Raw genomic sequence first — 14,712 nt, forward strand, 5'->3', positions numbered from 1 at the left:
CTGAAAGGGGCTGGCCTCGTCCTCAAGCGCCGGACGGGCTGGTTGTGCCGGACGGGCTGTTAGGCCGCGTCCGGTGGGGATAGTTGGTCTGCCAGCCAGGTGGGGACTCCGCCCAGGAGGCGGAAGAGGCGGCGGGCTTCCTCTCGGAGGCGGGTGGCCTCTGGGGCGGTTTCTGTTTCTGCCAGGGAGACCAGGGCCGGGGCCGTGCCTACCAGGTAGCCCAGCTCCTCCCTGATGCGCAGGGATTCGGCGAAGCCGTGCCGGGCCTCCGTCAACTCGCCGTCCCGTAGGGCCAGTCCGGCCAGGTGGCGCCAGGTGCCGGACAGCAGCAGCGGATCGGCGTGCGCGGTGGCGCCCGCGTGGGCGCGGCGGTAGGCGGCCCGGGCCGCCTGCGGCGAGCGGGTGAGGTTCTCCGCGATCAGCCCGCGCCGGAAGTCCAGCAGCGCCCGCCCCGGCGCCCCCGGAGCGATCAGCGCCGCCGCCCGCCCGAGCGCGGCCCGCGCCTCGTCCGCCCGGTCGCGCACCCGGAACAGGGTGGCCGCGTAGGCCAAGTACCCGCGTTCACAAGCGGCCGCCCCCCGCTCCTCGTCACTGTGCGCCATCGCCTCGGCCGTACGCAGCGCGTCCTCGGCCTCCTCCCACCCCGCCTCGGTGTAGACGCACCGCTCCACCAGGAGCGACGCCCGTTGCAGCGCCGCGTCCGGAGTGCCGGGGGAGAGCAGCGCCGCGGCGTCGGCCCAGCAGGCGCGGGAGCGCAGCCGCCACACCGCCGTCCGGAGGGGATCGTCATCGGCGGTCGTTCCGTCACCGGACATGGCGGTATGCGCCACGTTGCCCTCCCCGAGCACGCCATCGAGCTGTTGAGTGGTGGCCGCATCTCAGCACGAACCACGGGGCCCGGCCAAGAGGGTGGGTGAAGGATTTCACAAAGTCATGGGCTGCGGACCCGAACTGGCCGGACGGGCGTCCTCCACGGCGTCCTTTTCGCTCAACTCATGCGCAGTGCCAGGAAAAAGTCCAGCTTGTCCTCGAGCCGGGAAAGATCACGGCCAGTCAGCTGCTCGATCCGGCCGACGCGGTAGCGCAGCGTGTTGACGTGCAGATGGAGGCGGGTGGCGCAGCGGGTCCAGGAGCCGTCGCAGTCGAGGAACGCCTCCAGGGTGGGGATCAGCTCCGCGCGGTGACGGCGGTCGTAGTCCCGCAGGGGGTCCAGGAGGCGGGCGGTGAACGCCCGCCGCACGTCGTCGGGGACGAAGGGGAGCAGCAGGACGTGCGACGCGAGTTCCTGGTGGCCGGCCGCGCAGACCCGGCCCGGACGGGCCGCGGCGACCCGCCGGGCGTGCCGTGCCTCCTCCAGCGCACCGCGCAGCCCCTCGGCCGAGTGCACGGCGGCGGAGACGCCCACGGTGAGCCGGCCGTCGCCGTCGAGACCCGCGGAGAGCGGGTCACGTATGGCTTCGAGCAGCGCCTCGGCGACGACTCCGGCACCGGTGGCGTCGTCGTCGCCGGTGACCGCGGGCAGTGGTACGAGCGCTATCGCCTCGTCGCCGGTGTGGGCCACCGCGATGCGGTCGGAGTGCTCGGGACCGGTGGACGCCGGGTCGACCAGTATCTCCTCCAGCAGCGCCTGGGCCACCGGACCGCCGGCGACCTCCCCGCCGTCCCAGTCGACCCGGGCCACCACGACCTGCCAGTGCGGCGCGGTGCCGAGGCCGGGCAGCAGCACGGGCGCGGCCACCCGCAGCCGCGCCGCCGTCTCGGCGGGCGCGGCACCCGTCTGCAGGAGTTCCAGCACCTCCTGGGCGAGCCGGCGCCGGACCGTGCGCGCCGCGTCCCGGCGGTCCCGCTCGACGGAGATCAGCTGGGTCACGCCCCGCAGCAGGTCCAGCCGCTCCTCGGCCCAGTCCCCGGCATCGGCCTCGACGGCCAGCAGCCAGTCCGACAGCACCGTCTCCCGCACGTCCCCGGCCGTCGGCGCGGAGCGCCCGCTGCCGCGCACCGGAAAGAGGCTGTACGTCGTCCGGCCCAGCGTGACCCGGTGCGGTCCGGGCCGGCCCGTGCGGGCGGCCGCCAGCTGCTCCGCGGCGAGCCGTGCGCACACCTCGGCGGGGAGCGTCGGCTCGGCCCCGCCCGACCCCGCGACCTTCGGCCCCGCGATCAGCCGGCCGGTGGGCGACAGCACCCAGGCCCGCAGGTCCAGATCGGAACCGAGCAGGTCGAGGACCACGTCGGGCCCGCCGCCCGCCGGACCCGACGTCATCATCCGCCGGTGCCGGTCCACGACCGCCGCCAGATCCCCGGCGCGCTCGCCCGAGACCTGCCGCACCACATGCTCGGTGATGGTCGCGAAGGCCACCGACTCGTGCACGGCGAACAGCGGCAGCCGGTGCCGCGCACAGGCCACGACCAGGTCGTCCGGCACGTCGCCCAGTTCCGCCTCACCGGCCGCCAGGGCGGCCACCCCGGCCTGCACCAGAATCCGTACGAACGGCTCGGAGTCGGCGGCGTCCCGGCGCCAGGCCAGCCCTGTGAGCACCAGTTCCCCGCCGGAGAGATAACGGCTGGGGTCCCTCAGGTCGGTGGTCATCACGCCCCGCACACCGCGGTCCAGCTCCTCCTCGCCGCCGAGCAGCTTCAGGCCCAGCGCGTCGGTGTCCAGCAGTGCGCGCAGCCGCATTCTCGTCGCCGCCGTTCTCTGTCTCGATATCTACATCTACGAAGGACCGGGAAGGGATCTTCCGTGAGGGCCCATCGGGTGGCTGATCAGCGATGTCGGCCGTTTCCCGGACGGTGTCCTCTGTTACCGGAGGAAAGTGGGGAGGCCAGAGCCGACCATCGTTCATATGAATCTACAAGATGCCGTCGCTGGCCAGCCAACTCCTTCATGGTTTCCGTGACTGACCCCAGCGGATCCCCGGCGGTGTACTGGGCCCACTCCGCGTGAACAGAACATGAACGAGCCGCGCCCGCCGCACACGGATTGGCTCAATCTGTACGCCCCACGAGACGAAGAAGAGAGCCGGTCATGGACTTCCTTCGCCCCGCCAGCTGGGAGGAGGCGCTCGCCGCGAAGGCCGAGCACCCCGCCGCTGTGCCGATTGCGGGTGGCACCGACGTAATGGTCGAGATCAACTTCGACCACCGCCGGCCCGAGTACCTGATGGACCTCAACCGCATCGGCGAGCTCGAGGAATGGGAGGTCGGCGAGGACAGCGTACGGCTCGGCGCCTCGGTCCCGTACGCGAAGATCATGGAGCATCTGCGCGCCGAGCTGCCGGGTCTCGCCCTCGCCTCCCACACGGTCGCCTCCCCGCAGATCCGCAACCGCGGCGGCGTCGGCGGCAACCTCGGCACCGCCTCCCCGGCCGGCGACGCCCACCCGGCGCTGCTCGCCGCCGGCGCCGAGGTCGAGGCCGAGTCGGTGCGCGGCACCCGGCGCATCCCGATCGACGCCTTCTACACCGGCGTGAAGCGCAACGCGCTGGCGCCCGACGAGCTGATCCGCGCCGTCCACATCAAGAAGGCCGACGGCCCCCAGCAGTACTCCAAGGTCGGCACCCGCAACGCCATGGTCATCGCCGTGTGCGCCTTCGGACTCGCCCTGCACCCGGAGACCCGGACGGTGCGCACCGGCATCGGTTCGGCCGCCCCGACGCCCATCCGGGCGCAGGCCGCGGAGGAGTTCCTGAACGCGGTGCTGGAGGAGGGCGGCTTCTGGGACAACGGGAAGATCATCACCCCGTCCGCCGCCAAGCAGTTCGCCGACCTGTGCGCCGCCGCCTGCAACCCGATCGACGACGTGCGCGGCACCGCCAGCTACCGCCGGCACGCGGTCGGTGTCATGGCCCGCCGCACACTGACCTGGACCTGGGAGTCGTACCGCGGCGCCCACCGCACCACGGAGGGAGCCGCGTAATGCGTATCGACTTCACCGTCAACGGACGCCCCCAGGAAGCCGACGACGTCTGGGAGGGCGAGTCCCTGCTGTACGTGCTGCGCGAGCGGCTCGGCCTGCCCGGTTCCAAGAACGCCTGCGAGCAGGGCGAATGCGGCTCGTGCACGGTCCGCCTGGACGGCGTGCCCGTGTGCTCCTGTCTCGTGGCGGCCGGCCAGGTCCAGGGCCGCGAGGTCGTCACCGTGGAGGGCCTGGCCGACTTCGCACGGCAGCGGGCCTGCGGCACAGGCGCCCACGACACCTCACTGGACGAGCCCAAGGAGTGGCAGCCCCAGGGCACCGACTCACAGACCGGCGAGGGCACCGAGCTCTCCCCGATCCAGCAGGCGTTCATCGACGCCGGCGCCGTCCAGTGCGGCTTCTGCACCCCGGGTCTGCTGGTCGCGGCCGACGAGATGCTCGAGCACAACCCCAACCCGACCGACGCGGACATCCGCGAGGCCCTGTCGGGCAACCTGTGCCGCTGCACCGGCTACGAGAAGATCATGGACGCGGTCCGCCTGGCGGCCGCCCGTCAGTCCGAGGGGGTCTGAGCATGCCGACGAACGGTGTTCCCACCAAGATCACGCAGGGCTCGGGGACCAAGGGCGGCATCGGCGAGTCCACGCTCCGCCCCGACGGCACCCTCAAGGTCACCGGCGAGTTCGCGTACTCCTCCGACATGTGGCACGAGGACATGCTCTGGGGGCAGATCCTGCGCTCCCCGGTCGCCCACGCCGAGATCGTGTCCATCGACACCAGCGAGGCCCTAGCCGTCCCCGGCGTCCACGCCGTGATGACGTACGACGACCTGCCGACCGACGTACGGAACTACGGCCTGGAGATCCAGGACACCCCGGTCCTCGCCCACGGCAAGGTCCGCCACCACGGCGAGCCCGTGGCGATCGTCGCCGCCGACCACCCGGAGACCGCACGGCGCGCCGCCGCCAAGATCAAGGTCGAGTACCGCGACCTCCCCGTCATCACCGACGAGGCCTCCGCCCTCGCCCCGGACGCGGTCCTCGTCCACGAGAACCGCAGCGACCACCACGTAGGCCACGTCCCGCACCCCAACGTCGTCCACCGCCAGCCCATCGTGCGCGGCGACGTCGCGGCGGCCCGGGAGCGGGCCGACGTGATCGTCGAGGGCGAGTACACCTTCGGCATGCAGGACCAGGCCTTCCTCGGCCCCGAGTCCGGCCTCGCGGTCCCCGAGGAGGACGGCGGCGTCCACCTCTACATCGCCACCCAGTGGCTCCACTCCGACCTGCGCCAGATGGCGCCCGTCCTCGGTCTGCCCGAGGACAAGGTACGGATGACGCTGGCCGGCGTCGGCGGCGCCTTCGGCGGCCGCGAGGACCTGTCGATGCAGATCCACGCCTGTCTGCTCGCCCTGCGCACCGGCAAACCCGTCAAGATCGTCTACAACCGCTTCGAGTCGTTCTTCGGCCATGTCCACCGCCACCCGGCCAAGCTCTTCTACGAGCACGGCGCCACCGCGGACGGCAAGCTGACCCACGTCAAGTGCCGCATCGTCCTCGACGGCGGCGCGTACGCCTCCGCCTCCCCGGCCGTGGTCGGCAACGCCTCCTCCCTCGGGATCGGACCGTACGTCGTGGACGACGTGGAGATCGAGGCGATCGCCCTCTACACCAACAACCCGCCCTGTGGCGCCATGCGCGGCTTCGGCGCGGTCCAGGCGTGCTTCGCCTACGAGGCGCAGATGGACCGGCTGGCGGCGAAGCTCGGCATGGACCCGGTGGAGCTGAGGCGGCTCAACGCCATGGAGCAGGGCACGCTGCTGCCCACCGGGCAGCGCGTCGACTCCCCGGCGCCGGTCGCCGAACTCCTGCGCCGCGTCAAGGCCATGCCCATGCCGCCGGAGCGCCAGTGGGAGTCCAGCGAGGGCGCCGACGTGCGCCAGCTGCCGGGCGGACTGTCCAACACCACGCACGGCGAAGGCGTCGTCCGCGGGGTGGGGTACGCGGTCGGCATCAAGAACGTCGGCTTCTCGGAGGGCTTCGACGACTACTCCACCGCCCGGGTGCGCATGGAGGTGGTCGGCGGCGAGCCGGTCGCGACCGTGCACACCGCGATGGCCGAGGTGGGCCAGGGCGGTGTCACCGTCCACGCCCAGATCGCCCGCACCGAGCTCGGCGTCGGCCAGGTGACGATCCACCCGGCCGACACCCAGGTGGGCTCGGCCGGTTCGACCTCCGCGTCCCGGCAGACGTACGTCACCGGCGGCGCGGTCAAGAACGCGTGCGAGCTCGTTCGCGAGAAGGTGCTGGAACTCGGCCGGCGCCGGTTCGGCTCGTACCACCCGGCCTGGGCCACCGCCGAACTCCTGCTGGAGGGCGGCAAGGTCGTCACCGACGGCGGCGAGGTCCTCGCCGACCTGGTGGACGTCCTCGGCGACGAGGCCGTGGAGGCCGAGGAGGAGTGGCGGCACCGGCCGACCGAGCCCTTCGACCTGCGGACCGGCCAGGGCAACGGCCACGTCCAGTACTCCTTCGCCGCGCACCGCGCCGTCGTCGAGGTCGACACCGAACTCGGCCTGGTGAAGGTCATCGAACTGGCCTGCGCCCAGGACGTCGGCAAGGCGCTCAACCCGCTGTCCGTGATCGGCCAGATCCAGGGTGGCACCACCCAGGGCCTGGGCGTGGCGGTCATGGAGGAGATCGTCGTCGACCCGAAGACCGCGAAGGTACGCAACCCGTCCTTCACGGACTACCTCATCCCCACGATTCTCGACACGCCGACCATCCCCGTCGACGTGCTGGAACTCGCCGACGACCACGCCCCCTACGGTCTGCGCGGCATCGGCGAGGCGCCCACCCTGTCCTCCACCCCCGCGGTCCTGGCAGCCATCCGCAACGCCACGGGCCTCCCCTTGACCAAAACCCCGGTCCGCCCGGAACACCTCACCGGAACGATGTAACCCCCCGTGCCGCACGCTGCGGGCAGCGTGCGGCACCTGGCAACACCGCCTACCGCTGCGGGCAGCGTGCGGCACCTGGCAACACCGCCTGCCGCTGCGGGCAGCGTGCGGCACCTGGCAACACCGACTGCCGCTGCGGGCAGTCGTGCCGCTGGGGCGGCACGGGTGGGCGCAGCGGCACCCCGACGCCGGGCAGGCGACCCACCCCACGGTCACCCCCGGCGCCGGCCCCACATCAAGGTGCAGTACCGGGCCGTCCCCCGAGTCTCGGCACCTCCCAAATCCCGCGCCTTCGCCGATGGCACGGGTGCCCCTATGAACCTTGGGAGATCGCACCATGACGCACCAGTCCGTGCAGCCCAGGACCACCGCCGACGACGCGGGCGCGGGAACCCGCGTCCCGGCCGGCCGGTCCTGGCTCGACCGGTACTTCCACATCACCCACCGAGGATCCACCGTCGCAAGAGAAGTGCGCGGCGGCGTCACCACCTTCATGGCGATGGCGTACATCCTCCTGCTCAACCCCCTGATCCTGTCCGGCCAGGACGCCGCCGGGAACACCCTCGGCCGCACCGCCCTGATCACGGCCACCGCCTTCGCCGCGGCCCTCAGCACCCTGCTGATGGGCTTCTTCGGCAAGGTGCCGCTCGCCCTCGCCGCCGGCCTCTCCGTCTCCGGCGTCCTCGCCTCGCAGGTGGCGCCGGAGATGACCTGGCCGCAGGCCATGGGCATGTGCGTGATGTACGGCGTGATCATCATGCTGCTCGTCGTCACCGGCCTGCGCGAGATGATCATGAACGCGATCCCGCTCGCACTCAAGCACGCGATCACCATGGGCATCGGCCTGTTCATCGCCCTGATCGGCTTCTACAAGGCCGGCTTCGTGCACCAGGGCAAGGCCACCCCGGTCACCCTGGGTCCGGCGGGCGAGCTGGCCGGCTGGCCGGTGCTGCTGTTCGCCGTCACCCTCCTCGCCATCTTCATGCTCCAGGCGCGCCGGGTCCCCGGTGCGATCCTGATCGGCATCGTCGGCGGCACCCTGCTCGCGGTCACCCTCAACGCGTTCGGGGTCATCGACCCCAAGCAATGGGCGAGCGGCGCGCCCGAACTGCAGGGCAGCGCCGTGTCGATGCCCGACTTCTCCGTCTTCGCGGACGTGGAGTTCGGTGGCTGGGGCGAGGTCGGTGTGATGACGGTCGGCATGATCGTCTTCACGCTGGTCCTCGCGGGCTTCTTCGACGCCATGGCGACGATCATCGGCGTCGGCACGGAGGCGAAGCTCGCCGACGACAAGGGCCGGATGCCGGGCCTGTCCAAGGCCCTGTTCATCGACGGCGCCGGCGGTGCGATCGGCGGTGTCTCCGGCGCCTCCGGCCAGACGGTGTTCATCGAGTCGGCGACCGGTGTCGGCGAAGGCGCCCGGACCGGTCTGTCCTCCGTCGTCACCGGACTCTTCTTCGCCGCCTGCCTCTTCTTCACCCCGCTCACGGCGATCGTGCCGGGCGAGGTCGCCGCCGCGGCCCTGGTGGTGATCGGCGCGATGATGATGATGAACGCCCGCCATGTCGACTGGGCGGACCGGGCCACCGCGATCCCGGTGTTCCTGACCGTGGTGATCATGCCGTTCACCTACTCCATCACCGCGGGCGTGGCCGCCGGGGTCATCTCCTACGTCGCCATCAAGACCGCCGAGGGCAAGGCCCGGGAGATCGGCGCCTTCATGTGGGGCCTGACACTGGTCTTCGTCGTCTACTTCGCCCTCGCCCCGATCGAGAGCTGGCTGGGCGTGCACTAGCCGGCCGCCCGCCACCCGCAACACCCCGCAACCGCAGTTGAGGAGACCGAGAGATGCTGGACATCGCCGAGGAGCTGAACCGGTGGGTCGAGCAGGGCCGTGACTTCGCGGTCGCCACCGTGGTGGCGGTCGGCGGCAGCGCCCCCCGCCAGCCCGGCGCCGCGCTCGCGGTGGACACCGACGGCACGGCGATCGGCTCGGTCTCCGGCGGTTGCGTGGAGGGCGCGGTGTACGAGCTGTGCGAGCAGGCGCTGAGGGACGGCGAAACCGTCCTGGAACGCTTCGGCTACAGCGACGAGGACGCCTTCGCCGTCGGTCTGACCTGCGGCGGAGTCATCGACATCCTGGTCACACCGGTGCGGGCGGTCGATCCCGCCCGCCCGGTGCTCGCGTCGGGGCTCAGCGCCGCCGCGCGAGGGGAGGCGGCGGCCGTGGCGCGGATCGTGAGCGGTCCGGCGGAGCTGCTGGGCCGCGCACTGACCGTCCGCCCGGACGGGTCGTACGAGGGCGGCTTCGGCGCCCACCCGGAACTCGACCGCACGGTCGCCGCCGAGGCGGGCGCCTTCCTGGAGGCCGGCCGCACGGGCACGCTGGAGATCGGTGAGCAGGGCTCGCGTTGCGGAGCACCGCTCACACTGTTGGTGGAGTCCTCGATTCCGCCGCCCCGGATGATCGTCTTCGGTGCGATCGACTTCGCGTCGGCGCTGGTACGGGTGGGCAAGTTCCTCGGCCACCACGTTACGGTGTGCGACGCACGCCCCGTGTTCGCGACGCGGGCCCGCTTCCCCGAGGCCGACGAGATCGTCGTCGAGTGGCCCCGCAGCTACCTGGAACGCACCTCCGTGGACGCCCGTACGGTCCTGTGCGTCCTGACCCACGACGCGAAGTTCGACGTACCGCTGCTGGAACTCGCGCTGCGCCTGCCCGTGGCCTACGTCGGCGCGATGGGCTCCCGCCGCACCCACCTGGACCGCGAGGCCCGGCTGCGCGAAGCCGGCGTGACCGACCTGGAACTGGCGCGGCTCAGGTCCCCCATCGGCCTGGACCTGGGCGCCCGTACGCCGGAGGAGACGGCCCTGTCCATCGCGGCGGAGATCGTCGCCAACCGGCGCGGCGGCAGCGGAGTGCCCCTCACCGGGGCGCACACCCCCATCCACCACGACGGCGCGGCGGCGCCCGCGGGCCGGATCGGTTACGTGGCCTGAGGCCCGCCGGTCCGGGGTCTCAGGCCCACCGGAGCAGCCGGTTCACCGCCCGCCCGAACACCTTGCGTCCGGCCCGTGCCAGCAGCGCCTCCGCGCGGGCGGGCAGGAAGCGGACCCGGATCTCCTCCCGCCAGACCACCCGCGCCCGGCCACCCGGCCCCGGCCGCACCTCGATCTCCGCCCATCCCCGGACGACCCGGCCCCGCTTCTCCAGCCGGCACAGCCCCGGCGAGTCCCCCGCGGGCGGCTGCCACACCGTCACCTCCATCGGGTCGTCGAAGGAGAGCGGACCGAGGCCCGTCCGGGCGACGATCCTGGTGCCCGCGCGGGTGGGCGGGGGAGTGGTCACGGTGATCCGGGTCAACGGGACCACCTCACCGTGGCGAGGCCACGCGGTGAGCCGCCGCCAGGCCTCGTCGAGGGGGAGGGGCGCCGTGCGCTGAAGCTGGAAGGTGGCCACGGGGGGAATCCTAGAAAACCCCGACTACCGGTCAGCACGGCCGGGCCCGGCTCACCCGGATGGCCCATCGCCGGGTCTCATGGTGTCGGATGGCCCGTGGCCGGGTGTCCTGGTGCCGGACGGTCCGTGGCCGGGCGTCCTGGGGCCGGATGTGCCCGTGGCCGGGCTTCCTGGGGTCGGATGGCGCGTCGCCGGGTCTCATGGTGTCGGATGGCCCGTGGCCGGGTCTCGTGGGCCGGACGGCCCATCGCCGGGCCCCCGGTGCCGCACGGCCATCGCCGGGCCTCCCGCTTCCCGGCGCCGCTCACCGGTACACCTTCCCCGGCTCCGCCATCCCGGGGGCGAGTAGCTGAGGGACCGTCACGAAGACGTAGCCCCGCTTCTTCAGGGCGTCGATGATGCCCGGCACGGCGGGGACGGTCACTATGCATAGCGTGCATAGTCCACTTCGCATGCCGTTACCCGGACCGTCACCGAGGTGTGAGGCTCGTCATCCGCACCCCGCGGGACGTGACCTGAATCGACGCCCAGAAGTGCCCGAACCGGTTGTTTGGGACAAGCTGTGTCCAAGTGTTTGAGTCGACCGCGAATGCGGCACCCGCGTCCCGGTAGCACCCGCACGCCTCACAGGGACGGAGTACAGCCCCGATGCGCATCCCCGGTACCAGAGCACGCAAGGGGGCGTGCGGATGACGTCGTATTCCGTCGTGATCCCCACCCTGGTGCGGGACACCCTCGCCGACTGCCTCGCCGCCCTCGCCGCGGCGAACGGACCGCGCCCCGACGAGATAGTCCTCGTCGACGACCGGCCCGAGGTCCCGCCCGGCCCCGATGCGCTGGGCCACGCGCTGAGCGTCCTGGGCCACCTGCGCGAACGCACCACCGTCAGGGCCGGCGGAGGCCGCGGACCCGCCGCCGCCCGCAACACCGGAGTGCGCGCGGTCACCGCGCCGTGGGTCGCGTTCCTCGACGACGACGTCCAGGTGGGCCCGCACTGGTGCGCGGAACTCGTGCGGGACCTGAAGGAGGCGTCCCCCGACACGGCCGGCGTCCAAGGCGTCATCACCGTGCCGCTGCCCGAGGGGCGCCGCCACAACGACTGGGAACGCGGCACGGCCGGGCTCTCCCGGGCCCGCTGGATCACCGCCGACATGGCCTACCGCACCGAAGCGCTCAAAGAGGCCGGCGGTTTCGACGAACGCTTCCGCCGCCCCTACCGCGAGGACGCCGACCTCGCGCTGCGCCTCCTCGACGCCGGCTGGCGCATCCGCCGGGGCCGGCGCACCACCCTGCACCCCGTGCGTCCCGCCTCCCGCTGGGCGTCCCTGAGCCCGCAGCGCGGCCACGCCGACGACGCCCTGATGCGGCGGCTGCACGGCCCGGACTGGTGGGACAAGGCGGTCGCACCGCGCGGCCGGATCCGCCGGCACGCCGCGATCACCGCCGCCGGGGCCGCCGCCTGCGTCCTGCGCGCCACCGGGCACCGCCGGGCGGCGCGCGTCTGTGCGCTCGGCTGGGCCGCCGGAACCGCCGAGTTCGCGGGGTCCCGCATCGTTCCCGGGCCGCGCACCCGCGAGGAGGTGACGACCATGCTGGCCACCAGCGTGGTCATCCCGCCCGCCGCGACCTGGCACCGGCTGGCCGGCGCCTGGCGCCACCGCAACGCCCCCGCCTGGCAGGAGACGGCCCGGTGAGCCCGGTGCGGGCGGTGCTGTTCGACCGCGACGGCACGCTGGTCCACGACGTCCCGTACAACGCCGATCCCGCACACGTACGGCCCGTGGAGGGTGCCCGTGAGGCGCTCGACGCACTGCGCGCACGCGGTATCCGCACCGGCGTCGTCACCAACCAGTCCGGCATCGCGCGCGGCCTGCTCACCGAGGCCGACGCCCGCCGCGTCAACCGGCGCATCGAGGAACTCCTCGGCCCCTTCGACGTATGGGCCCTGTGCCCGCACGGCCCCGACGACGGCTGCCACTGCCGCAAACCCCGCCCCGGCATGATCCTGTGGGCCCTCGGCCGCATCCGCACCAGCCCCGCCGACTGCGTCGTCATCGGCGACATCGGCGCCGACATGGAGGCCGCGCGCCGCGCCGGCGCCCACGGCATCCTCGTCCCCACCCCCAAGACTGGCCCCGAGGAAACGGCCGCGGCCCCCTGCGTGGCCCCGGACCTGCTCACGGCCGTACGCCTCGTCCTCGACGCCCCGCCCCGCGAGCGTCCCCCGACCACCCCGCCCCCCGCGAACCCGTCCGCCGGCCCCGCGTACGACACCGGCCGGCCCCTGCAGCGGAGGTGGGCATGAAGGCCCTGGTCAGCCGGCTCGACAGCTTCGGCGACGTGCTCCTCGCGGGGCCCGCCGTACGGGCCGTCGCGGCCCGAGCCGACCGCGTCACGCTGCTGTGCGGGCCGCACGGGGCGCCCGCGGCGCGGCTGCTGCCGGGAGTGGACAAGGTACTCGTGTGGGACTCGCCCTGGACCGGATTCCAGCCGCCCGAGGTCAGCCGCGAGGAGATCGAGCGCCTCGTGGACGCCGTCGACGCGGACACCGCGCTGATCATCACCTCCTTCCACCAGTCGGCCCTGCCCACCGCCCTGCTGCTGCGCCTGGCCGGCGTCCGCTTCATCGCCGCCGACAGCGAGGACTACCCGGGCTCCCTCCTCGACGTACGCCACCACCGCGCACCGCACGCCCACGAGGCCGAGGCCGCGCTCGACCTCGCCGAGGCCGCCGGTTTCCCCCGCCCCGACGACGGACTGCTACGGGTGCTCGCACCCCCCGCCACCGAGGCGCTGACCGGCCCCGGCGCCTACGTCGTCCTCCACCCGGGCGCCAGTGTGCCCGCCCGCGCCTGGAGCCCCGGACGGTGCGCCCATGCGGTCCGCGAACTCGCCGCTGCCGGCCGCCGGGTCGTGGTCACCGGCGGCGCGGGGGAGCGGGAGCTGACCGCGTACGTTGCCGGCGGCCGGGCCGTGGACCTCGGCGGCCGCACCGACGCCGCCCAGCTCTCCGGGGTCCTCGCCGGCGCCGAATGCGTGGTCACCGGCAACACGGGCCCCGCCCATCTGGCGGCCGCCGTGGGCACCCCGGTGGTCTCCCTGTTCGCGCCGGTGGTACCCGCCGAGCGGTGGCGGCCGTACGGCGTTCCGTACCTGCTGCTGGGCGACCAGCAGGCACCCTGCGCCGGCACCAGGGCCCGGCAGTGTCCCGTCCCGGGCCACCCGTGCCTGGAGCAGATCACCGCGCACGACGTCGTCGCCGCCGTCGACAAGCTCGTGGAGGTCGTCCGGTGAGCCCCCGGCCCCGGCTGCTCGTGCTGCGCGCCCTCGGCCTCGGGGACCTGCTCACCGGGGTTCCCGCGCTACGGGCGCTGCGCCGGGCGTTCCCCGGCCATGAGCTCGTACTGGCCGCACCCGCGGAACTCGCGCCGGCCGCCAGGGCCATCGGCGCCGTCGACCGGCTGCTGCCCGCCTCCGCGCCCCACCGCGCGGTGCCCCGCACCCTCGACTGGACCGGCCCGCCCCCGGACATCGCGGTGGACCTGCACGGCAACGGACCCCCCAGCCACCGACTGCTGCAGTCCCTGCACCCCCTTCGCCTGCTGGCCTTCGCCCACCCCGAAACCCCCGAGATCGAAGGCCCACCCTGGCACGCGGAAGAACACGAACGGAACCGCTGGTGCCGGCTGCTCCGCTCGTACGGCATCGACGCCGACCCCACGGACCTGCTGCTGCCCCGCCCCACGGCCCCGTCCCCCGCCCCCGGCGCCGTCGTCCTGCACCCCGGCGCGGGAGCCCCCGCCCGCTGCTGGCCGGTCGAGCGGTACGCGGCCGTCGCGACCGCCCTGCGTGCGCAGGGCCGGCGGGTCGTGGTCACGGGCGGAGCGGACGAGGGCGACCTGGTGGCCCACCTCGCCGACCGGGCCGGACTCCCCGGCACCGACGTCTTCGCCGGAGGCCTGCCCTTCGACCGGCTCGCCGCTCTGGTCGCGGACGCCGGGGCCGTGGTCAGCGGCGACACCGGCATCGCCCACCTAGCCGTCGCCCACGCCACCCCCACCGTCACCCTCTACGGCCCGGTCCCGCCCGCCCACTGGGGCCCACCCCCACACCCGCGCCACATCCCCCTGTGGCACGGCCCACCCGGCAACCCCCACGGCCCCCACCCCGACCCAGCCCTCCTCCGCATCACCCCACCCGAGGTCCTGGAGGCCCTGACCCGCCTCCCGACCGGCCCACGGCCGGCGTCGGGGGTGAGCACGCGATGAGGCACGACGTGGGCCCACCGATAGTGCCAATCCAGGGCAGATTGGGGATCCCGGGTGAAATCCACCATGCCCGGGGTCAGGTGGGCGAATGCCTCCTAGCGGACCCCCG

Annotated in this window: 12 protein-coding genes and 1 pseudogene; 9 read left to right on the forward strand and 4 right to left on the reverse strand. The window is 73.3% G+C overall.

All coding sequences use genetic code 11. From position 1 onward, the window contains the following. Positions 1-59: 59 nt before the first annotated feature. Together AB0L56_RS16165 and AB0L56_RS16170 are read right to left on the reverse strand one after the other, a co-directional pair. The gene (locus AB0L56_RS16165) at positions 60-815 is read right to left on the reverse strand and encodes a hypothetical protein (RefSeq protein WP_365423777.1); all 756 of its coding nucleotides are present in this window, start codon (positions 813-815) and stop codon (positions 60-62) included. Positions 816-988: 173 nt separating this feature from the next. Beyond that, entirely contained in the window at positions 989-2,677 is a 1,689-nt protein-coding gene (locus AB0L56_RS16170) for a PucR family transcriptional regulator ligand-binding domain-containing protein (protein WP_365423732.1), read from the reverse strand. Between the two features lie 348 nt (positions 2,678-3,025). On the opposite strand from AB0L56_RS16170, the gene AB0L56_RS16175 reads away from it, so the two are divergent. From AB0L56_RS16175 to AB0L56_RS16195, 5 genes are all read left to right on the forward strand, one after another. Next, complete coding sequence (locus AB0L56_RS16175; RefSeq protein ID WP_365423735.1) at positions 3,026-3,916, forward strand: xanthine dehydrogenase family protein subunit M; 891 nt, start codon at positions 3,026-3,028, stop codon at positions 3,914-3,916. Continuing rightward, a complete protein-coding gene (locus AB0L56_RS16180) occupies positions 3,916-4,488 on the forward strand; it encodes a (2Fe-2S)-binding protein (RefSeq protein ID WP_365423738.1) in 573 nt (190 codons plus the stop codon). The genes AB0L56_RS16175 and AB0L56_RS16180 overlap by 1 nt, the downstream gene beginning before the upstream one ends. Before the next feature lie 2 nt (positions 4,489-4,490). After that, positions 4,491-6,875 (forward strand): xanthine dehydrogenase subunit D, encoded by a 2,385-nt coding sequence (gene pucD, locus AB0L56_RS16185; protein ID WP_361036772.1) that lies wholly within the window; start codon positions 4,491-4,493, stop codon positions 6,873-6,875. Between the two features lie 337 nt (positions 6,876-7,212). Beyond that, entirely contained in the window at positions 7,213-8,670 is a 1,458-nt protein-coding gene (locus tag AB0L56_RS16190; protein ID WP_365423741.1) for an NCS2 family permease, read from the forward strand. 53 nt (positions 8,671-8,723) lie between these two features. Then, positions 8,724-9,875 carry an XdhC/CoxI family protein gene (locus AB0L56_RS16195; protein WP_365423744.1) on the forward strand — a complete coding sequence of 384 codons (1,152 nt, stop codon included), beginning with the start codon at positions 8,724-8,726 and terminating at the stop codon, positions 9,873-9,875. 19 nt (positions 9,876-9,894) lie between these two features. On the opposite strand, the gene AB0L56_RS16200 is transcribed toward AB0L56_RS16195, so the two are convergent. Continuing rightward, on the reverse strand, positions 9,895-10,335 hold the full coding sequence (locus AB0L56_RS16200) for an SRPBCC family protein (protein ID WP_365423748.1): 441 nt from the start codon (positions 10,333-10,335) through the stop codon (positions 9,895-9,897). Between the two features lie 304 nt (positions 10,336-10,639). Further along, positions 10,640-10,756, reverse strand: a pseudogene (locus tag AB0L56_RS16205) (polysaccharide deacetylase family protein); the annotation flags it as partial. A 268-nt stretch (positions 10,757-11,024) separates the two neighbouring features. Between AB0L56_RS16205 and AB0L56_RS16210 the strand changes: the two are divergent. From AB0L56_RS16210 to AB0L56_RS16225, 4 genes are read left to right on the forward strand one after another with little or no spacing between them, the layout of a single operon-like run. Beyond that, positions 11,025-12,029 carry a glycosyltransferase gene (locus tag AB0L56_RS16210; RefSeq protein ID WP_365423751.1) on the forward strand — a complete coding sequence of 335 codons (1,005 nt, stop codon included), beginning with the start codon at positions 11,025-11,027 and terminating at the stop codon, positions 12,027-12,029. Beyond that, positions 12,026-12,640, forward strand: coding sequence for an HAD family hydrolase (locus tag AB0L56_RS16215; protein ID WP_365423754.1), 615 nt, complete (start codon positions 12,026-12,028; stop codon positions 12,638-12,640). The genes AB0L56_RS16210 and AB0L56_RS16215 overlap by 4 nt, the downstream gene beginning before the upstream one ends. Continuing rightward, positions 12,637-13,629 carry a glycosyltransferase family 9 protein gene (locus tag AB0L56_RS16220; protein ID WP_365423757.1) on the forward strand — a complete coding sequence of 331 codons (993 nt, stop codon included), beginning with the start codon at positions 12,637-12,639 and terminating at the stop codon, positions 13,627-13,629. The genes AB0L56_RS16215 and AB0L56_RS16220 overlap by 4 nt, the downstream gene beginning before the upstream one ends. Next, a complete protein-coding gene (locus AB0L56_RS16225; protein ID WP_365423760.1) occupies positions 13,626-14,603 on the forward strand; it encodes a glycosyltransferase family 9 protein in 978 nt (325 codons plus the stop codon). Before AB0L56_RS16220 ends, AB0L56_RS16225 begins: the two co-directional genes overlap by 4 nt. Positions 14,604-14,712 lie beyond the last annotated feature (109 nt).

The organism is Streptomyces sp. NPDC052079 (assembly GCF_040680275.1).
GTDB lineage: Bacteria > Actinomycetota > Actinomycetes > Streptomycetales > Streptomycetaceae > Streptomyces.